The organism is Bacillus sp. OV322, from assembly GCF_900112495.1.
Lineage (GTDB): Bacteria > Bacillota > Bacilli > Bacillales > DSM-1321 > Peribacillus.
In genome coordinates this window covers 161,602-181,624 of record NZ_FOMA01000005.1, presented here as the reverse complement: position 1 = coordinate 181,624, position 20,023 = coordinate 161,602, and the positions used below count along the sequence as shown (strand labels likewise).

22 protein-coding genes and 5 pseudogenes are annotated in these 20,023 nt (G+C 35.6%); 12 read left to right on the top strand and 15 right to left on the bottom strand.

Going from position 1 to position 20,023, the window contains the following annotated elements; genetic code table 11:
* Positions 1-13: 13 nt before the first annotated feature.
* Positions 14-154 (bottom strand): hypothetical protein, encoded by a 141-nt coding sequence (locus BM126_RS23345; protein WP_371261447.1) that lies wholly within the window; start codon positions 152-154, stop codon positions 14-16.
* Positions 155-1,215: 1,061 nt separating this feature from the next.
* On the opposite strand from BM126_RS23345, the gene BM126_RS13625 reads away from it, so the two are divergent.
* From BM126_RS13625 to BM126_RS13615, 3 genes are read left to right on the top strand one after another with little or no spacing between them, the layout of a single operon-like run.
* Positions 1,216-1,680, top strand: a complete 465-nt coding sequence (locus BM126_RS13625) for a DUF2975 domain-containing protein (RefSeq protein WP_090990003.1) — start codon at positions 1,216-1,218, stop codon at positions 1,678-1,680.
* A gap of 52 nt (positions 1,681-1,732) precedes the next feature.
* Positions 1,733-2,215, top strand: a complete 483-nt coding sequence (locus BM126_RS13620) for a DUF2975 domain-containing protein (RefSeq protein WP_090990002.1) — start codon at positions 1,733-1,735, stop codon at positions 2,213-2,215.
* A 9-nt stretch (positions 2,216-2,224) separates the two neighbouring features.
* Complete coding sequence (locus BM126_RS13615; protein WP_090990001.1) at positions 2,225-2,443, top strand: helix-turn-helix domain-containing protein; 219 nt, start codon at positions 2,225-2,227, stop codon at positions 2,441-2,443.
* Between the two features lie 66 nt (positions 2,444-2,509).
* Here BM126_RS13615 and BM126_RS13610 read toward each other — a convergent pair whose 3' ends face one another.
* On the bottom strand, positions 2,510-2,791 hold the full coding sequence (locus BM126_RS13610) for a transposase (RefSeq protein WP_090990000.1): 282 nt from the start codon (positions 2,789-2,791) through the stop codon (positions 2,510-2,512).
* A 754-nt stretch (positions 2,792-3,545) separates the two neighbouring features.
* On the opposite strand from BM126_RS13610, the gene BM126_RS13605 reads away from it, so the two are divergent.
* Entirely contained in the window at positions 3,546-3,830 is a 285-nt protein-coding gene (locus tag BM126_RS13605; protein ID WP_090989999.1) for a hypothetical protein, read from the top strand.
* A gap of 437 nt (positions 3,831-4,267) precedes the next feature.
* Here BM126_RS13605 and BM126_RS13600 read toward each other — a convergent pair whose 3' ends face one another.
* Positions 4,268-4,852, bottom strand: a complete 585-nt coding sequence (locus BM126_RS13600; RefSeq protein WP_090989998.1) for a TetR/AcrR family transcriptional regulator — start codon at positions 4,850-4,852, stop codon at positions 4,268-4,270.
* A gap of 229 nt (positions 4,853-5,081) precedes the next feature.
* Here BM126_RS13600 and BM126_RS13595 point away from each other — a divergent pair, with 229 nt between their 5' ends.
* Entirely contained in the window at positions 5,082-5,957 is an 876-nt protein-coding gene (locus BM126_RS13595) for an NmrA family NAD(P)-binding protein (RefSeq protein WP_090989997.1), read from the top strand.
* 75 nt (positions 5,958-6,032) lie between these two features.
* A pseudogene (locus BM126_RS13590) lies at positions 6,033-6,149 on the top strand (tyrosine-type recombinase/integrase); the annotation flags it as partial.
* 144 nt (positions 6,150-6,293) lie between these two features.
* On the opposite strand, the pseudogene BM126_RS13585 reads toward BM126_RS13590, so the two are convergent.
* The 5 genes and pseudogenes from BM126_RS13585 to BM126_RS13570 form a co-directional block, all read right to left on the bottom strand.
* Positions 6,294-6,884: pseudogene (locus BM126_RS13585) on the bottom strand (DJ-1/PfpI family protein).
* A 60-nt stretch (positions 6,885-6,944) separates the two neighbouring features.
* Positions 6,945-7,121, bottom strand: coding sequence for a hypothetical protein (locus BM126_RS22425; protein ID WP_177201427.1), 177 nt, complete (start codon positions 7,119-7,121; stop codon positions 6,945-6,947).
* A 100-nt stretch (positions 7,122-7,221) separates the two neighbouring features.
* Positions 7,222-7,599 carry a hypothetical protein gene (locus BM126_RS13580; RefSeq protein ID WP_090989996.1) on the bottom strand — a complete coding sequence of 126 codons (378 nt, stop codon included), beginning with the start codon at positions 7,597-7,599 and terminating at the stop codon, positions 7,222-7,224.
* Between the two features lie 168 nt (positions 7,600-7,767).
* Positions 7,768-7,962 (bottom strand): DUF6980 family protein, encoded by a 195-nt coding sequence (locus BM126_RS13575; RefSeq protein ID WP_090989995.1) that lies wholly within the window; start codon positions 7,960-7,962, stop codon positions 7,768-7,770.
* A gap of 602 nt (positions 7,963-8,564) precedes the next feature.
* Positions 8,565-9,206: a DUF4272 domain-containing protein gene (locus tag BM126_RS13570; protein ID WP_090989994.1), complete on the bottom strand. Its 642-nt coding sequence runs from the start codon at positions 9,204-9,206 to the stop codon at positions 8,565-8,567.
* 32 nt (positions 9,207-9,238) lie between these two features.
* On the opposite strand from BM126_RS13570, the pseudogene BM126_RS13565 reads away from it, so the two are divergent.
* A pseudogene (locus tag BM126_RS13565) lies at positions 9,239-9,552 on the top strand (tyrosine-type recombinase/integrase); the annotation flags it as partial.
* A gap of 552 nt (positions 9,553-10,104) precedes the next feature.
* Complete coding sequence (locus BM126_RS13560) at positions 10,105-10,596, top strand: hypothetical protein (RefSeq protein ID WP_090989993.1); 492 nt, start codon at positions 10,105-10,107, stop codon at positions 10,594-10,596.
* Between the two features lie 359 nt (positions 10,597-10,955).
* Here BM126_RS13560 and BM126_RS13555 read toward each other — a convergent pair.
* From BM126_RS13555 to BM126_RS13535, 5 genes and pseudogenes are all read right to left on the bottom strand, one after another.
* A pseudogene (locus tag BM126_RS13555) lies at positions 10,956-12,209 on the bottom strand (ATP-grasp domain-containing protein).
* A gap of 14 nt (positions 12,210-12,223) precedes the next feature.
* Positions 12,224-13,417, bottom strand: coding sequence for an MFS transporter (locus tag BM126_RS13550; protein WP_371261458.1), 1,194 nt, complete (start codon positions 13,415-13,417; stop codon positions 12,224-12,226).
* Positions 13,418-13,504: 87 nt separating this feature from the next.
* Positions 13,505-14,038 (bottom strand): methylated-DNA--[protein]-cysteine S-methyltransferase, encoded by a 534-nt coding sequence (gene adaB, locus BM126_RS13545; RefSeq protein ID WP_090989991.1) that lies wholly within the window; start codon positions 14,036-14,038, stop codon positions 13,505-13,507.
* Positions 14,022-14,660 (bottom strand): bifunctional transcriptional activator/DNA repair enzyme AdaA, encoded by a 639-nt coding sequence (locus BM126_RS13540; protein ID WP_090989990.1) that lies wholly within the window; start codon positions 14,658-14,660, stop codon positions 14,022-14,024. Before BM126_RS13540 ends, adaB begins: the two co-directional genes overlap by 17 nt.
* Positions 14,661-14,748: 88 nt before the next feature.
* Entirely contained in the window at positions 14,749-15,462 is a 714-nt protein-coding gene (locus tag BM126_RS13535; RefSeq protein ID WP_090989989.1) for a 2OG-Fe(II) oxygenase, read from the bottom strand.
* A gap of 207 nt (positions 15,463-15,669) precedes the next feature.
* Between BM126_RS13535 and BM126_RS13530 the strand changes: the two are divergent.
* Positions 15,670-15,982: pseudogene (locus BM126_RS13530) on the top strand (DNA-3-methyladenine glycosylase); the annotation flags it as partial.
* A gap of 538 nt (positions 15,983-16,520) precedes the next feature.
* Here BM126_RS13530 and BM126_RS23340 read toward each other — a convergent pair.
* Positions 16,521-16,694 (bottom strand): SMI1/KNR4 family protein, encoded by a 174-nt coding sequence (locus BM126_RS23340; protein ID WP_090989988.1) that lies wholly within the window; start codon positions 16,692-16,694, stop codon positions 16,521-16,523.
* A 158-nt stretch (positions 16,695-16,852) separates the two neighbouring features.
* On the opposite strand from BM126_RS23340, the gene BM126_RS21960 reads away from it, so the two are divergent.
* The gene (locus BM126_RS21960) at positions 16,853-17,137 is read left to right on the top strand and encodes a hypothetical protein (RefSeq protein ID WP_141770072.1); all 285 of its coding nucleotides are present in this window, start codon (positions 16,853-16,855) and stop codon (positions 17,135-17,137) included.
* Here BM126_RS21960 and BM126_RS13520 read toward each other — a convergent pair.
* Entirely contained in the window at positions 17,084-17,605 is a 522-nt protein-coding gene (locus BM126_RS13520) for an SMI1/KNR4 family protein (RefSeq protein WP_090989987.1), read from the bottom strand. The genes BM126_RS21960 and BM126_RS13520 overlap by 54 nt on opposite strands.
* A 757-nt stretch (positions 17,606-18,362) precedes the next feature.
* Here BM126_RS13520 and BM126_RS22420 point away from each other — a divergent pair.
* Together BM126_RS22420 and BM126_RS13510 are read left to right on the top strand one after the other, a co-directional pair.
* Complete coding sequence (locus BM126_RS22420) at positions 18,363-18,521, top strand: hypothetical protein (protein WP_177201426.1); 159 nt, start codon at positions 18,363-18,365, stop codon at positions 18,519-18,521.
* A 626-nt stretch (positions 18,522-19,147) separates the two neighbouring features.
* Positions 19,148-19,624 carry a GNAT family N-acetyltransferase gene (locus tag BM126_RS13510; RefSeq protein WP_090989985.1) on the top strand — a complete coding sequence of 159 codons (477 nt, stop codon included), beginning with the start codon at positions 19,148-19,150 and terminating at the stop codon, positions 19,622-19,624.
* Positions 19,625-20,023: the final 399 nt, after the last annotated feature.

Here is a 20,023-nt window from a genome sequence, read left to right as displayed (position 1 = left end):
CAAGCTCTTCGAACTAGGCTTGAATGAGTTCATACTTTTGAATTAACGTTCTTAATTCCATCATAGCCATCATGGCGCCCTGACGAATGCCAATCGAGAGATAGGCGGCTTCTTTTAAAGCTTGAATCTTCTTAATCCCTATACTACGTTTCACTGCTTGCCTTAGATAATCCAGTAATTCTTCATCTGTATATTCACCTATTTCGTAAGGTAAAGCATCGAGTTTTAATAAATGAAGAGCTGCCTTCCCGTTGCTATGGTTAATACCATCTTAAGTAGAACTATAATTTTACGCAAAGATGGACAGCTAATGAAATATTCTATTCCTCATATAAGAAAATATTCTCCTGCTCTCCTTCCTCCTTCGTCCAAGTTTTTCAAGCATCTGATTAATGCAATGAGTTCATGGAATACTCAAAGTAAAGGAATGTGAATGGCTGTGAATGTAACCAGAAGATTTATTAAGGTTATCTCCCATTAGGATGAGAACTTATCAACTTCATTGGATCGATTCGATTCAATTGAAGTTACCAACTAGAATCCTTGCGGTTTTTAAACCAAGAACAGTTATACCATTTTCAATTTGTTTCCGCCCTTTCGTTTGTATGACCCTTATAACTAACGCATCGAATCATTGACTCGATGCGTTAGTTTTTTACAGTTTGTTATAGGTTTCATCATCGACAGACTCTAACCATTCCGGCGTACCTGCCGTGATTGCAAAAGTAAGAGTGTCATCAGTCTTGAGACTCTTAAAAATTTTAATTATATATTTTTGCTGTCAATAAATAAACGGCTGGAAGCAGATATAATTCTAAAAGGGATATCTTGCTGGATTGAAGGTTAGAAATCGTATATCCTTCATAAAAACACTCCTCAAATCATTACTTACTACTTAATACTTAATACTTAATACTCAATTTTATTCTTGTCAAAATAATTTAAACTAAAAAGGCAATCCAATTTTAAAGTTATGATTATCGACCATAAAGAATTCCTTTTATTCAATTTAATTATCTGAGTTTTGAAAACTGCCACCACTAAATAAAACCTCTTTTGAAAGTAAAAGCATCATTTCTTTGTAATGAGAAATGCTTTTTACTTTTTGTCAAAATTAGAAGGGTTTTTAAATTACAATAAAAATATAGTAACAAACAATATTATTTTATTGATTTTATAAAATCGTGTTGTACTTAAATATGTGAGGTGTTTTTAATGAATGTTAAACGAGGTTCAACGACTTTCTTAAAAGTCATTATTTTTCTCATTGGAATTGCGATACTTTCCGTGTGCATATATTGGTTGCCTGAAGCTGCCAGAAGAGATGCGATAGAGCGTCCGGGTGATTATTCGCTATATCCGCTTTTAATATGTGCGTATGGGTTATGTATTACGTTTTATGTGGTGTTGTATCAAGCATTTAAACTATTGACCTATATCGAAAGAAACAATGCTTTCTCTGAGTTATCTCTTCAATCTTTGAAGGTAATAAAAAAATGCATTCTTTCTGTAATTTTCTTCATTTTGTTAGCAATTGTTTATTTAAGGGTGCGTGCTCAATTCACAGGAGATGATGCAGCAGGTCCAATAGCGATAGGTCTAATAGGGATTTTAGTAACAAGTATCATCGCAGCTATTGTGGGAGCACTTCAAAAGCCATTAAAAAATGCCCAAATATAAAGCCAAAAAATGATTAACATTTCGGTTAAAATTAATGAACGAGGTGCTTTTTATGAAACAAGGAACAACGCTCTTTTTGAAGATAGCTGTTCTTCTTATTGGAATCCCAATTCTTGCTTTGTGCATATTTTTAGTGCCCAAGTTCGGGAACTATGCAGCAGAATTGTTTCCAGATATTACTTATATGAAATCTCTCGTTTTAATCGATATGTATACAGCAGCGATACCTTTTTATTTTGCCCTGTATCAGGCTTTTAAACTTTTAAGCTATATCGATAAGAACCAAGCGTTTTCAGAACTATCGGTGAAGGCTTTAAAGAATATAAAATACTGTGCCATAACAATCAGCACCTTGTATCTTCTAGGTATGCCGCTATACTATCTCATGCAAACGAGAATTGACCCTCCAATTATCACATTCATTGGATTGGTCATTATTTTCGCTTCAATGGTTATCGCTGTTTTTGCTGCTGTCCTCCAATGGCTTTTACAAGAAGCGATAAACATAAAATCAGAAAATGATTTAACGGTCTGAGGTGAGGATATGGCAATTATTATTAATATTGATGTGATGTTAGCAAAACGAAAAATGAGCGTAACGGAGCTTTCTGAGAGGGTTGGAATTACGATGGCGAATCTTTCCATTTTGAAAAATGGGAAAGCAAAAGCAGTTCGTTTTTCAACATTAGAAGCGATATGTAAGACTTTAGATTGTCAGCCGGGCGATATTTTGGAGTATAAAAATGACGAGGACACTCAATAATAACAGACAACAAATTTTTTAAAATTAATGGAAGTCGATAAAGAATTTTAAGGGATAGGGATTAAACTATCCCTTCTTTGTAATCCGAACTTTATCTGTTACGGTTACACTGTCCTTAGGAACCTCTCCAAATAGATTTTGAATTAACTCCTTCCAACGAGCTAATTCTTTCTTTTGATTTTCTCTGTATCTTGCCTCATAATCTATCATCAATTTTCCTACTTTCTTTATTAAGCCCTTACTTGAATTTGGGCGACCGACGTCTGAATACATATCTTTCACCAAATCATAAATAAAAGAGAAATCAATGGCCGACTCTATTTTACGAACTAATTGGTCCGCAGGCACCAGTTGATCTAAGGCAATTTCGTTGAATGGTTATGTTTAGAAAGCATCGTTATCACCTCAAGATTGGATTACCTTTAAAACAAAAAAGACTTAGGCAAACCAGTTTTTTCGGGTTTGTCTACAGTCTGAAAGCTCCTCTTATGAGGAGTTTTAATTATGATTATTGATGTCTATTTCTTTTCAGTTTAATTAAAAAGAAAGTTTGTATTCCAAAGCATAGGTAATACAAATAAATAATTTTCTCTACTTCACCAGAGAGTACCCATAATATGTTTGGTACCGTTAATAAAACACTTATTAGTATTTTTTTTAAATGGCAATAAAGAAAAATAATAGTAACCAGGTTATCAGTCCTACACACCAAAATATTAATACTTCTATATTTTCATGAAAAGTATAGCCTTTAGACATAATGAGTAGTTGATTGCAGCATTTGGCATAGGAGGAAGTAACCAAACCAACCTTTTTTTTAGCCTTGAATATTCCTCTATAACTTCCTTTACCTTTTCGTATATATAATTCATGATTTTCTTCGTAAACTGCTTGATTGTGTTCTTTTCTCTCTAATCAAATCTGTAAAGTAAAACAAGTTAGATAGCAATATGGTGAAAAACTGCGTAATTAAGAGATAAGTGCTAGTTCATTGTGGGAGTTTAGAAGAAACCACCCATTTTATGGCAAATAACTTAAATTCTAATGTTATAATTAGGTAAATATTTTTCGATTTGGAGGATGAAGATGCTAAAGAGAAAATATGGAAATCATTCAGAATGGAAACGCTTATGGTGCTTGTATATCAGTCAGCTCTTTAATTATTGCAATCATTCAAGAAAATACTTCAAGTGAAAAAATGGGGAGAGTAATGGGTCTTACTTCTACCGCTTCACTTGGACTAACACCACTTTCTTATGGACTAACTTCTTTGGTATTATTCTTTGGTATTCCGATTACAGATGTACTAATTGTTTGTGGGTGTGTTGTGGTTGTTATAACATGTTACATAATGTGGAAATTTAACTCTGTTAGAGTGGCTGATTAGTTTAATACAAAACTTTTAAAACTAATTCCTAATACTGGATTCAATCATCATCTCTCCCATTGAATGTACTCGCCAATAACCCCTATACCTCCCTGTAGTTCCATAGGTGGAGTTACTATTGCTTTCACTGCAGTAGGAATCAATTAATCAATCCTGATATTAGTTAGAAAGGAAAACAGCTTACTAAAAGTTGGTTTCTTTCTTATGATACGTAATATAAGTACAGACACACTTTTAATTGTGGTGGAACAAATATCGATTTTTGTTTCCCTATCATTTTGCAAATAACAATTTCTATATTCCCTCTGAATTAATCTTCGTAAAATTAGGATTTAGCGCGAATCTTGTCAATTTAACAAAATCAGGAGAGGCCGAGAGTTGTGTGGATGCCAAGCACGTAAGGAAAAATGATCCGCGGACTCTTTCGCAAAATATGGTTATTGCAACACAGGCTCCAGCCCGGCGGCTACGACCACCAATACATCTTGTATCCTTGTTTCCATTGCGCGATCCCCCGGGTTACGACTCCACTGCACGGCAGATCCGAATATCCCCCAACTCGTTACGAGGGCAGTGGCTTCCACGATTTCCGGCGAGGCGGTAGCATTCGATTCTTCCGTCAGCCAGTCGAGCAAGAGTCGATTCAGTTCTTGTTGCATCGCAGTTTCAAACAACGGCTCGTATTGCAGGTCTTCTTCCGACTTCATGAATTCCCGCGTACGTGCAAGAAATTCGAAGACGGACCGAATGAGTTGCCTTAAGCCGCTTATGTTTGCTATCGAGGAATTCGGAAGCTCATCACTCAATTTTCGCTGGAATTTCTCCTTCATCCAGCATTCCAGAAACGCATACTTATTTTCAAAATGCGCGTAGAACGTGGTCCGATTGATCGCTGCGCGAGATGAGATATCCTGCACGGAAATCGAGTAGATACTCTTCTTTTCTAACAGCAGTTCCATAAAAGACTGCATCATGAATTGACGCGTACGTTTGACACGGGGATCGTTGACGTTGATCGGCAAGCTTCGTTTCACTCCTCTTTTTGCATAGACAAACCGACATCAATGCGCATCTGTCGGTTAACCAACGATACACCTCGTTTGATGATTGTACGATTCGCTACTTTCATTTAAGATACATTTTACAGTGTAGTATACCACCAAATCTTGTCAACACTGTAGCCATTTTAATTCAAATGCTTGCCACTTCGATTAATCGGCTGGCAACACCAGAGAAAGGATGTTTATTTAAATGATCGTTATCACCGCGCCCACAAGCCAAATCGGCCAACAAGTTTTGGACAACCTCTATGACAGTAAGGAAACCATCCGTATAATCGTACGTGACCAGTCTCGTCTCTCCCCACGTTTGCTAGAGCGGGTTGAGGTCGTTCAAGGATCGCATGCCGACATGGATATACTAACCAGAGCGTTTAAAGGCGCCGAGAGCGTATTTTGGCTGGTGCCCCCGAATCCACGTGCCGAAAATATCATGAGCCACTACGAGAACTTCACTCGACCGGCTTGCGAGGCATTCAAGGAGCAAGGCGTCAAACGCGTGATTGGCGTCTCAAGCTTAGGTTACGATTTTGGCAAAAACGCAGGCCTGTTGTCATCCGCGTTCGCTATGGACGATCTTATCAAGTCGACTGACGTAAACTATCGGTCACTGCGCATGCCGTTCTTCATGGAGAATTTGCTCCACCAAGTATATTCGCTTAAGAATCAAGGCATGTTCATCATGGCTAATTCCGCCGACCGCAAGCTGGCGACTTGTGCCACGCGCGATATCGCCGATGTAGCCGCCAAACTGTTGTTGGATGATGCGTGGACCGGTCAAGAAAGCGTCTCTGTCATCGGACCGGACGACCTGTCGCCCAATGATATGGCAGCGACTATTTCAAGAGTGTTGGGGCAACCCGTCCGCTATTTGCAAGTGTCTGGTACGGATTATAAGGAGACAATGATGCAATATCGAACGAGCGAAGCATGGGCACAAGGCGTAGTCGACATGGCCGCCGCTCAAAATCAAGGCATTTATGATAATGAGGCCCTTGTTGCGCAGCGAACGCCGACCAGTTTCATGCAGTGGTGTGAGGAAGTGTTGAAGCCTACTTTTATAGCGTGAGAACGAAAGTGTCCTAAAACGAACCTACCAAAGGCTGCACACCCTCACCAATTCCGACACAGTTACGCGACCCATTTATTAAATAATGGGGCCCCTCTTGAAGTTATTCAGACTTTACTCGGACACGAAAAAAGTGAAACAACCAGAGTCTACGCTCATCTTAGCGGGAAAATAAGGAGATTTTCACAATAAATACTTCTAGCGGAGGCTGCTACAGCAGCCTCCCTTATTAAACTAAAGCACCCTTTAGTTACTAGCCTTATAGTTTAAATACATCTCTTCACAAATGACCGACCAAAAGAGAGTTGCCGTAGCGGTTTTTTACTTACCAGTTGTTTAAAGTACAATATCGTACTCCATTCTTTTGGCAGTTTCCTGGGCTATTTGGGAACCAAATAATCTTTTAACAATATGAAATGACATATTGATTCCAGCTGAAATTCCACCAGATGTAATAATTTTTCCTTCATCTATAAACTTAACTCCCCGTTAGACATTGACTTCCGGAAACTCTTTTTCTAATCGTTCATAGCTTGCCCAATGGGTAGTGGCTGATTTGCCATCTAACAAGCCCGCCTTTGCTAAAAGTAAAGCTCCTGTACATACAGAAGTCATAAGCTGTACTTTTGACATTTGATTTATTATCCAAGTTTTCACCATTTCATTATGTATTTCACGTTCCCCAGCCCCTGGTCCGCCAGGTATAACTAAAATATCAGATTGCGGCATTGTATTAAGGCTATAATCCGGCTGTACTTTTAATCCATTCCTTGCTTTAATCATTTCTCCATTTTCTGATACTGTTTCAACCACAAATGGCTTAACACCATCTTTTAAAGTTGCAGTAGATAAAACCTCAAATGGACCAGCAAAATCCAAGACCTCCACCTCATCGAATAGAAATATTCCAACCTTAAATTGACTCATATCCGTTCCCCCTTTGTATCGATAGCTCAATAAGAAAAACGTTGCCGCAGCAACGCATCATTACAAAGATCTTGTTTTATTTGTCCTTCTCGATCTATATGAAACAACAGCAATGCCAATGAAACCTCCAACCACAGGAATTAAATTGTCCCACTCTAACCACTCAAAATTACCTCTAGATAACCCCATAATAATAAACGTAGCAATTACACCTAGACAATACCATACTAAATTCACAGAAAACCTCCTTTAAAGGAATATACTTTATGGAATTTCTACACATTTTGGCTCTTTTCTTTCTTTAACTAAACTTCGTTAGTTGAGGAAGACCATTTTTTTAATTTGGGTTGTTCTCTTTTAAAAATTCAATTAATTCTTCTTCACTGTAGGTTGTAAATATCACCTCATTCGTATCGAATATAACAAAAGCCGGTGCTTTTTCTAATTCAAGAAATTTATATTCTTCATTTGTACCTTCTAATGCGGTTCTTCCATTTATTTTTTTAACATTATATATCTTATTTTTATCTAGTAATTCACGATAATAATCAGCATCTTTTTCCGAAACATCAACAATTAATAAAGCATACTTATTTTTATCTGCTGAAAACAAAGGATGGTCGGGTGTTGGTTCTGCCCCTGATAAATTAGAACACCCAATTAAAAATATTCCAATTATAAAAAACAGTATGATTGTCTTATTGATTTTTGCCAATTTAAATCTCCTCCTCAATCAACCACTTACTAAATATTAACATCTAAAAACCTTCTTTAGTTCAATTATTTTGCTTATTCCACAAACCTGCCCTTTAGTTGAACAAGAAAAAGCCTTACTCCTTATTGAAATAAAGCACCCTTTAGTGAAAGAAGAAAGTATCCAATATTATAGTTTCGCACCACACCACGGACAAAAATCTATTCCGATACTTGACGTTCCACCATCATGGATTATTAAACCATAGTCCTTATCCTTTTCATCGAATATGATTATTTTTTCAGGACATCCAAAAGGTTTTTCATGTATATCACACTTGAAACTTGCATGATAAGCTATATCCTCACAACAATGTTTTTTCATAATTTCATTTCTCCTTATTTACCTAAAGCACCCTATAGTTTATGTACATTTCTTCAGAGTCTGTCTTAAATTTAACTAGAAAAGGCGATGCCTGTTTAAGCATCGCATCCATTCACGTTAACACTATAAGAAAGAGCATTCGATGGCAACCATTAATAGGATTTGCTAATTTTTCCATTCATCGGGTGAGAGTGTGTATTTTTTGGAATTGGTGTAAAATCGTCAGGTAAAATACAGTATACGAGGTGACACGATGGAAGGGGTAACTTGTTACAACATTGGAGATATAATCTTCCAACTGCTTATGCTCGCATTTTTCTTTTTAATAATTATTGCAATCTTCCGTTTTTTACGTTTTAAAATAAGAAAAAAAACAAACTGAAAATCTTGAGAAGAAGATGGATATTCTAATCGATGAAATTAGAAATAATAAGAATAAACAGCTCCCTTTGGTGGAGCTGTTTATTTATGAAGAGATTATCCTGTAGAGTGTTTTTCTTGTTCTACTGACTAAAAAACAAAGAGCTACCCGAACATAGCTCAGGCTCTTCAACTAACACATACAAATGAATTATTTTATAGTTTATTGACTATACAATATACTAAGTATGTGTTTCAACCTCATCCCAGTTCTCTGTACCCATAAGCCAATTAAGTGCATAATGTCTCTCCTGTACTACTCCAATGTTAAGGTCGCCAGGTATGGTCTTACCATCTATTTGTGCCTGGCGGACTGCCCAGTGCATATTGTAAATTAAATCAGCTTGTTCAGCTAATTCTTCTTTTGACCTAATTATCGCTTCAGCGATTAAGGTCTCTCTCGTTCGTTCTGATAATTGAGTTACAGCAAATGGGACATCACATATTGCATTCGGATAGGACAACTCGTCCACATAACCCAGCATCCACAGCAACACCCAATAACCTTCATACTTCCAACTAAAGTGAATTCTCTCCTCCTCACTTACATCATCATTATGCAGAAACTCCTTTTCATTTTTTGTAAAATGATTGATTAAATCATATCTCTGAGTGATTTTTTTCACTACTTCCGACTCCGTTCCCTCTCCTTTTGCGGAAACTATACAAATACACATTGCCCTATTTGCTATTTCTTCCACAGTTCTAATTTGAATTTCATCTTTCAGCACAGGCAAGTTTGAATTGATTGGTATTCCCGCTCTTCGAAGATATTTCTGAGATCTCTTTCTTCTTTTAGTACCATTTCTAAAGAATTTGAACATTGGTTTATCTCCAATCCTTGTATTCTAAAAATTATTTCACCAGCCTGCCCCTTTGGTTAAAGCGTTACCTGGCTGACCGGCAGGATCAAGATTCAGCCCAATTTGTTACGGAACGCTGTCCTCATAGGTTGAGCACAGCCCAGATACGTTACATTATAAAGCAAATTTCGAAAAGAGCAGCCTTCAATAAAAATATCCACCTACACCAATTCCGACTCATTTATTAAATAATGGGGCACCTCTTGAAGTTATTCAGACTTTACTCGGACACGAAAAAAGTGAAACAACCAGGGTCTACGCCCATCTTAGAGGGAATCTTTTCCTCCAACTAATATTCATACAATAATCGGTACTAATGGTTCAGGAAAAACCACTACACTTAAAGGAACGTCAACTTTCAGAAATTTAGCGGTGTCAAAAACAGCACAGAGGCTCTTGTCTTTTCTCGGTCTATTTCAGGCAATTTAAATGTAATTTGACCCACCCTAATTCCTTCCGTGGAAAAAGATACGACTTAAACGGGGGAATTCCTGGTCTTTTTTTATTTCCTTCGTAAGTAAATTCGGGATTTAAATTCGGCATTCAATTTGCCAGCCTTACTTGTTTCTACGTCTATAAAAACGATAGATCCCGCCATACCTACAAGCTGTTTAAAATGTGGCAGCTCGTCCCCCTGCACGTGGAACTCAGGACTTCCTTTTTATCATCCTTTTAGATTTTCTTGAACAAAACATTCAATTTGGCATTAGTCATTAAGTGTGAGCTCCTTTTGATATAATTTTTCCTTCTGATTTTTTTGTAATTTTGTTTAGTAATTTATAGTTATGAAACTCATATATAATTCCAAAAAGTAAATGTTATAATCATTTATATACAAGGTTAATAAGGAGAGAGAATTTTGAAACAATTTTCTTTGAGTCAAAAAAAATGGTGGTTATCGGCTCATATTTTATTTTCTTCAATCTGGTTAGGAGTCACTGTTACTTATTTAATTCTATGCATTAGTGTCTTAATGACCAATGATGCTCAAGTAATAAATGCCTACTATACCAGTATGCTTCAGCTGGAACAAACAGCAGGTAGAGTATCGCTTGTTGGCACGGTTATTACAGGACTTTTACTTTCCATCTTAACAAAATGGGGGTTATTTAGATTCTACTGGATCATTACAAAGGAAATTATTACGTTAATTTGTTTAATTCTAGGATTTATATTCATTTATACTTGGACACTAAATGGTATTCATCTCTTAGAACCATTAATAAATGATAGTTTTATAATGAATCATTACCAACTGATGATATGGATTATAATACAAGTTATTCTTTTAGCAATACTATTCATTATTTCCGTATTCAAACCTTGGGGAAAACGAGTCCAGAGAAGTTAAAAAAGCAGGTGTCTTTAATGGAAATCAACTATTCCATTTACCACCCAATAAAATAAAAAAGGACTGTAGACACCCTCATATTTCATCGAATCTGTCTATAGTCTGCAGTGTTCCAATATATAAGTATTGGAACATCCTATTAATTAAAGTGTGTTATTCAAACACTACCCTTTATCTCTTTTCAAAAGAATACTCCTTGAAAGCAACCTACCCATCGATGAGTTTTCTGAAAGGGTTGCTTTTTTGAAACGTTATGGACTTATTCACGAGACTAGTCTTCCAATTTTCAATTAATAAACATACGTGGTTTAAATTTTCCTTTTCCTTGAATAAAGACCAGTCATGTGTCATATTTCTTTCTAAATAATTTTTTTAATAGAAGGTTTCCACTCTGACAAATCCTCATAAACAAACGTTATATTGTCACATATTTTATCTGCAACTTCATACATGTCTTTCTTGTCATTAGCCGTAAATAAGATATATCCTTTGCGCTGAGTACTGTCTACAATAGTTGGTATGGTATCGCCATCTTTTACTAATAGATCAATTAATACGACTTCTGATATGTTAGCTAACCCTTCATACTTGATTTCTTTTAAGCGGCCAGGTTTTGGAATTAAGCTTAAAGACATAGCTTGACATTTTGAAGGTACACATCTAAATTCATCTATAGTCTCATTAACTAACGTATCGTAATAGTATCCAAATTGAGATATGCCGGTTGTTAGTTCCACCATTCTCCAAATGTTACCGCCACCTATCCTAACTTGAGACTCTATAATTATTGGCTTATTTTGTTTGTCTATTTTTACCTATGTATGAGTAAGGCCGTCTTCCATTTGTATGTCATCGAAAAATAGCATGACTTTTTGAATGATTAAGTTTTTTTGAGATTCATCTATAGGTGCCGGCATAATAGTATAGTTTATTATAAACGTACCTTCTTTAAATACTTCAGCTGATATAGCTAGTATAGAATGTTTTTTGTTATATGAAACGGCTTCGACCGTATAAACTACGTCACCTTCAACGTACTCTTCCACTAAAACAGGTAGTTGAATACCGTTATCCTTAATAAATACCTCTACGTCATTTCCCTTGTCTAGCTTAGATACCCCTTTACCACCTGCGCCAACTGGTGGCTTTAATATAATACTGTCTTTTTTGTTCAAAAATTCATCAATGTCTTTTATGTTGTTGCAAACTATCGAATCTACCGAAAAGTCCTTGCCTGCTATAATTTCACGCATCATGTCTTTATTTCGGGTTATCAAATTAGCGTTGTAAGAAAATCCTTTAACATCAAAAATCTTTGCAATTATGCTAGCCGAATCCAAGGCTGCTTCGTTAAAAGAAACAACTACATCAAACGGTTTCTCTTTGTACAATTCTTCAGCGTAGTACACACACACGGGTATGTTTGTTGTGTCGATTTCTTTTTTAAAGAAACACTCTTCTAAGATAGTTCCATCAAAATATATGTGTTTAAAGTAAGACCCAATATACGAAACAGTATACCTCCTGTCTAAAGCGTCTTGTATAGGCTTTGTCCATCCCCCTATAAATAAAATGTTTGGTGTATTTTCAGTTCCTTTTGATACCTTATACATCATAATCATCTCCTTCAAAATGAACTCGTATATTCAATATCAGTTCCTTTTGCTACGCCTCGCCTCAACAACACCACTAAACACAATGTTGTTCCGAAGCCCCCTATAAATAACGTAGTTTGAAGCCCAAATATAGAAACTAAAAACGCACTTGCAAAACTCCCCAATGCCCAAGCTCCCCAATTAAGCGTACGCTGTACAGCATTCACTCTGCCTAACATGTGACTTGGTGAAGCAAGTTGTCGTATGGTTGCAGCGTAAGGTCCAAATACACCTTCTCCCATACCATGTATGATACTTGCAGCTACTATACCGTAAACAGTTCCCAAATACCCCATTATTGGTATAAGGGCCAGACCGATAACTGATGCAGTAGCGCTATAAATAAGAATTTTTGTATTATTAATTTGTTGACTTTTTTTCATGAGGACCGTATTTCCTATTAAAAATCCCGCCGCAGCTGAACCTACAACAAAGCCTATTTCGAGTTCAGATAAACCCAATACCTTATAAAGGAATATTACTAAAATGCTATTTAGTATGTATTTAAAAAAACCGTAAACAGCGCCACAGCTTACAATTGGTTCCAATACAGGGTGATTTTTAAAATATTTCAACCCTTCATATATGTTTTTGTATACGGATTTTATATTTACGTTTTTTAAAGAGCCCTCTGTATGCGGTTTAAACTTTGAAATAAACAATACAAACACAAAACAAACAAAATACGTTACTGCGTCAACAGCGAAAGAGCCTGTTAATCCAACTATAGTAATAACGATTCCTGCTAGCATAGGACCAATTACTATAGAAAGAGACTCCGAAAGTGCTAGTTGTGCATTTCCTTTTTTTAAGTTATCTTTGTCTGTTAATATTTCCGGTAAGAAAGAAGGAATTGCCACGTTGTATAGCGTGGTAAGCATTCCATTTAAAAACATTAGAACCACCAATAATGAGAACGTTATTATATTTGTTACAGACAGTATGAACACTGATAAAAACAAAACACCTTGACATATACTACCAATTAGCAAAACATTTTTTCTATGAAGGATGTCGACCAAAGCACCGGCTACTAATCCGAAAAGTAGGTAGGGTATGAATATAATCCCACGAAGCATGGCAGCAGTTGCCTCACTTGTTTCCAGCACTTCCAATGCAAAAAGAGGCAAAGCTACTATTGTAAACTGGGTACCTAACAAATTTATAGACTGTCATAGCCAAAGTTTTTGAAAATTAAAATTTTTTCTGTTTTTCATAATACACCCCCATATGTCTGTATCACATAAAAATAATTACTCATTGCTAGATGAAGCTCGCTTTTCCAGATCCAGGAGCAGTGTCTTCATTTCTAATCCGCCCCGATAGCCAGTTAATAAGCCATTCTTTCCTATTACACGATGGCACGGTACAGTAATTAATACCGGATTAGCCCCAATAGCCGCGCCTACAGCACGAACAGCTGCTGGTTTATTTATATCATTTGCAATGTCGGAATAGGATTTAGTCTTTCCATAAGGAATTTCACAAAGTGCATTCCAGACTGCTAGCTGAAATTGCGTACCTACGTACTCAAATGGCACAGTAAAGGTATTCCGCTTTCCTTCTAGATACTGAGTGATTTCAAGGATATAGGGTTCCAGCTTTTCATCATCTTCAACAAGAGGACTTCCTGGAAAACATTTCTTAGCCCATTCGAACAATTCCTCGAATGGTTTGTTCTTTGAACCTATAAACACAAGCCCCTTTGAAGTTGAAGCAATATAAAAATTCCAATCCTTAAACTTTAGTAAAGACCAATAAAGGGTTGGTTTATTCTTTGTTACCATTGTACTTTTCCTCCATTTTACTCATTTGACGAAATTGTGCTGGTGTCTGTCCAGTTTTCTTTTTAAATAAAGTAATAAAATAAGGCGCGTTAGCCATACCCACACATATGGCGATATCTCCAATAGCTTTATTTGTCTGAATCAAATAATTTTTAGCAGCGTGTACTCTGACTTGTTGTATATACTCAACTGGCGTAATGCCTTTAATCTTTTTAAATGTTCGATGCATATGATACGGACTCCCATGGCAAATATTTGCTAACGATTTTAGAGTTAATTTTTCTGTGAAATTTTTATCAATGTATTCAGTAATTAAATCAACCCACTCGCTATCAGGCAGATTTTCATTAGTGGGCTTGCAACGTTTACAAGGGCGAAAATTGGCGCGAAGAGCATGTTCTGCGTTTGAAAAAATGCATACATTTTCTTTTTTCGGAACGCGAGATTTACAAGATGGTTTACAGAATATCCCTGTCGACTTTACAGCGTAGAAAAATTGATTATTGTACGCTGTATCATTATTTATAATTGCTTGCCACTTTTCATCTGTTATCATTTCTGCATCATTCAAAATTCTATGATCACGGCTCTCATTATGTCCGTTATTGATACGATCCGGCATTTATCTCACCTCTTCTTACAATATAATCCATATAAATTCAGAATATACAATTCTATAAATGGAATAGCAAGATATTGAAGTTTATTTTTTAATTAGAATCGTGAAAAATAATTCCAAGACCGTATCGTTCTCCAGAAGTTACCGTGCTTACTCCGTGACGAACCGTATTTTTGTAATATCCATTTTTACCTAGAACAGGTCTATGGTTAGTAGGAAAGATTAGTGCACTGCCTTGTTCTAAAGTAATTACATGTCCCCTACTCTGAGCACGAGGGATTTGTTCCACTAATAGAAATTCTCCACCGTAAAAGTCTTTATCTCGTTGATTTAATACAAGTACTACTTGAAACGGGAAAAATATGTCGCCATATAAATCTTGATGCAAACAATTAAACCCGCCTGTTTCATACTTTAATATTAAAGGTGTCGGTCTAGTTTGTTCATATTCTTCACAGGTGTTCAAAAAATCTTGAAGATGATCTGGAACCTGTTCTGTTTTCTTTAAATAACCCAACCATCGATTCGCTGTTTTGGCCAATTCTAGATAAAAGGACTCTCTTAGACTTTGGATGATTTCAGGTAATGGATAGGAAAAATACTTGTATTCCCCATTCCCAAAGCGATATCTCGTCATATTGATTGTCGTTCTGTATGCCTCTTCCTCATAATACAATTCTATGAATAATTCACATTCCTTTTTTGTTAAAATCGCTGGAAGCTTTGCAAATCCTTGCTCATCTAATTCATTTTGAATTAAATTCCTATTTAAGTTATCGACACGTGTTTTTATATCTTGGACCAATTTTATCCACTCCTATTTACCATTCTTGATAACTAACACTATAACCTCATAAATAGAAAAAAATAAGGTGTTTAGAATGTAATAGCAAGATAACAAAATTAGTAAAGATTATTATGTGATAAAGTAAAATTACAATCAGAGTGAGTTTTTTTAGAATTATCTTGTAAATAGTATAGAAAATCGTAATAAGATGAGGAGAATGAAAAAGTGACATGTCATGAATTCAATGATGTTAATGTAATCACATTACCTGAACATTTCGACATGAATGCTAACCTAGGCTATCTGACAAGGAAAAAAAAGAATGCATGTTCGAAATAGAGAACGATTTAATTACAAAAGTTATTGCCATTGGGGAATTTCGGTCCATAGTATAGGTAAGCGTAATAATAATAAACAAATGGTTGTTCAATTCCTAAATGATTCTAGACCTATTGAAAAGCGGAAATGGGAAGAGATTGTAAAATATATTCATGAATGGTTTGATCTTGATAACGATTTAACGCTATTTTATGAATTAAATGATTGGTTCTTAAAATGGAGGAATCTAGTTCTTTATAACAACTTCACGCTTTAACGTGAAATTTATTTTTACTTTACAAAGTTATGCTTTTTGTGAATGTATCCTGATAGTATTAATTTTAAGAAGTTTGCCATTCTCATCTTCTAGAGAATCTCCTACTTTTAAATCCTTAGTTAGAACCCAATCTTAACCATGAATCCAAAATGAATGCTCATTAGTAGTTTTTATCGTTTTTTTCCTTCCTTAAGAATGTATAACTCTTTAACTTTCGCTGGTAAAGCCATTCCACTTCTTTATATGCTTTGTCCCGGAGTAATTGAGTGAAATGTAGTTCTTTTACAAAATAAAGAAGACTGTAGGAAAACCCGTTTTGGGAATTTGTCTACAGTCTGTGTCAGTTTTAATACCTATATTAAAACAGTGATTATATACGGATTACATGGAATCTTCTAATAGGTTTAGTAAAAAATTTGTTTAGGCAGTTTATACTCCTGTCTGAACAATTGAGTAATCCATACATATTTGGAAATCCCGTTTACTCAGTTCCTAAACCATAAATTTCCTCTGAGAATATGTCCCCTAAACCAAATCTTTTCAAAAACTGATAATAGCTATATGTAAATTTCACTTCCAGTTTTTGTTCTGCAGCTTCAATAATTTCTTTGTCAATTTCACCAACAAAATCTGCATCATCACTATTGTCTTCAATTCTTTGATAAACTTTTTTCCATTTACTTTCTTAATAGAAGAAAAAAGGTATAGTTACATAGAGTTACAGTAAAAACCCCTTCGTATGTAACCTCTAGGAGTCCTCACGAAATGGTTAACGTTCATACGCCCATCCTAAACTATATAAGAGGATAAAGAATGAAAGATAAGGAAATTAAATTGAATGACTTTATTGTTTCAAACTCCGAAATAGCTGAAGGCTTATATGATCAGGTACTTCCCTACACTGAAAGGCTGTCTATAGAGGTTGATTCTGCTCCATCATACGTAGAAACCTTTGTCACGTTTCTTCCTGGAAAAATTAGAGGAGAACTTGAGATAGAACAAGGCTCAGGGCCTTGCTCAGTGGTCATATACCTTATAAGGTTGTTATTTACACCAGGTCCAATAGTGGTTACCTTGTGCCATTACTGTTCTATCTAACCATGTTTGAAAATTATAAGAAAAGATAATAGGATCTAGGGATGTAACCCACATATAATCTTTTTCACCCTTTTTCACTTTGGTGTTATTAATCATTATCATTCCCAAATCTGTATAGTATCCAATTGGGAAAGAGTCTTTTAAGTCGTCTTCCAGGTAAGAATAAAATGCTTCATAAAATGTTTTATAATGAGTTGGGATGTCCTCAACTCTGTACAGCTCAATTTGTCCTTCAAAAACACCCTTAAACAGAGTTATACCATTATAAAGCGATAAGAAGTGCCTGTAATCTTCCGGAAGAATGAATGGTGTTTTATTCTGCAGTTGTTCAAGATTTTTTATCGTTGCAGGTTCATTAAACAAACATTCTGCTTCATAACAATACCCATCTGTACTCTGTATAAGCATTTTTCCATTATTTAATCTTTTTTTTAACCCGGAAAGTATATCAGATATAGTTGAGTCCAATGTAAAATTCCTCCAGAGATATGTTAATACGGCTTAATAGCCTTTAAACCAACCGGTTATATTGTAGTGGTTAGGGTCTCTCAAGACTGGCATAAGATTATCAAAAGCGTTGGTGCCTCATATTCTCTAGGCTGTATATGATGAATATCATACAAGCTCCAGTCTCTAAGAGGATCCCCATAGGTGTCAATATATTGTTTTATATAGGCACCACGTTCAACATTAGTCATCGGAGGGATAGGATTGGTGACACAAATCACAGCAGCTAGGAATCCAGCAATCCATAACAAGAACATATTCTTCGCTCCTTTTCAGCTAAAATCTTAGATTTATTAATATAAATATTATTCGTTTTAATAAACTAGGAGAAAGGCTGCCGTAGCAGCCAGACGATCTTCAACAATCGCACCCGTTAGTTACACCAAGGAATCAAATTCTCAAATTCAGAGATATGTAAATAAGTTCCTAAAGGATCTTTGTTTATGGTTTAATAATTTAAAGGTGAGGTGAAGGAATGTTTTCTAGAAAGATTGTATCTGCGTCTGTTTCCAGTACGTTATTTGCCTTAGTCCTATCCTTTATAATGCCAACCTTTTATAGGGAATCATGCAGTCAAAACTATTTTATTTCAACGGCTGCAATACCTAATATTTTCTTATTGTATTTATTTCCAGCAGTTCTTATATATGGGGTAATAATATCAATTATTAGTGATACAATTGCATAGTTCCTAGCAAAGAAGAGGCATAACCTATATATGGTGCTGATTATTTCTGGGATACTGCACATTCTATTTGGACTTGTACTTATTCCGTATAGCCTTATCGCTGCCATTACATTCTTTATAATCGATAAAATACTAGAAAAGAAAAAAACACAGGCTTTAGCTGGTTACAAGCTTTTCTTTTTCTACTAATTCCAATCTCCCTATGGCTCTTAACTTGGGGTGTTGTCGGGATAGTGGATTGATTATATGAAATTACGAGACGCTTAACAAACACGTCACGGTTAGACATAAGAACTCGAAGTTGTTGAAATGATGCAGAAGTCGGACAAACGATGGCATAAAACCATTCTTCACCATCGGCGATAACGAGTGCATCTTTTATATCGGTTTTTTACTGAGTATTATCTCGATTCTCTTTATTCCTTTTTAGTTCTTAAATCCACTTCAAAAAAATAGTAAATCCATCTTCGTTATTTTAAAATGTAAGAGGATTGCCGACTACGATTCCACGGAAATTCACTGCTCGAGTGTTGAGCGATGTACACACCACAAAACCGAGGTGTATATCGGAAATTCTTTTTTTAAGTTATTTTGCATATCTTGCATTTTAAACTTCATAGTAAAGGTTCCTCCTAAGGTTTTTGAGTTAGATTGGTGTCTATACTCATATCTTACTGAGAGGCTCTGTTTTTTCAAAGTTCAATATAACCATCTAAAGGAATGCTAACGGGGAGTGAAAGAAGGACATTAAACTTAGACATAGAAAATATATTATAAATAAAAGTTATACAGAATGGTCTTAAGGAGATTATTGGATGAATATTTCGTCAACAAAAGATGTTGCTCAAGAAAAGATAACAGAGTTTTTTAAGCTTCATTGGGGAAGTACAAAAATGGTTATTTCAAGTGGTGTTTATGATTGCTGTGAATTAGAGGGTTTTTCTTTCTTGAACAACGAAGAGATTGAAGGCTTAATTACTTATAAAATTATGAACAATGAATGTGAAATTATTTCCTTAGATAGTCTAAAAGAAGGTAGAGGAATTGGTACGGCACTAGTTCAACAAGTAGAGAAATTTGCATTAGAGAATAATTGTAAAGTATTGAAGTTAGTCACGACTAACGATAATCTAAATGCTTTAAAATTTTATCAAAAAAGAGGGTTTATTTTATCTCGAATTATAAATAATGCAGTGGAGGCTGCTAGAAGGATAAAACCTCAGATTCCAAAAAAAGGATTATTTGATATTCCATTAAGAGATGAAATAGAATTGAAAAAGTTTTTAATTTAAAAAAAGTGGGCAAATGGAGGTTGTTGAATTGAGTAGGAGGCGCGTCACCGCGCCGACCTCTCACCCTACGGTACGTACCGCTCGGTATACGGCGGTTCGAAAGTTTATAAAATAACTGTCTGAAGGCTTTTCAATCCATGTTTAACCCAGTATTTGTTGTTCATTGCTTGATGTAATGCCGGAGTAATGGAAAGGCGCCAGTATCACTTACGGGTATTGGCGTTTTTATAAGCTTCCTCCCTCTCTATCCTGAGTTTCCTCAAGTTTTTATATTTTGTTTTCGTTTTCTTCCACTCTTTCCAGCGGCAGGCTCGCAGCCGGCTAATGGTTCGTATATCCCAACACCCATAACGGACTTTCTACGTCTAGTTGATGAATATGCCTGGCACACCAAAACGG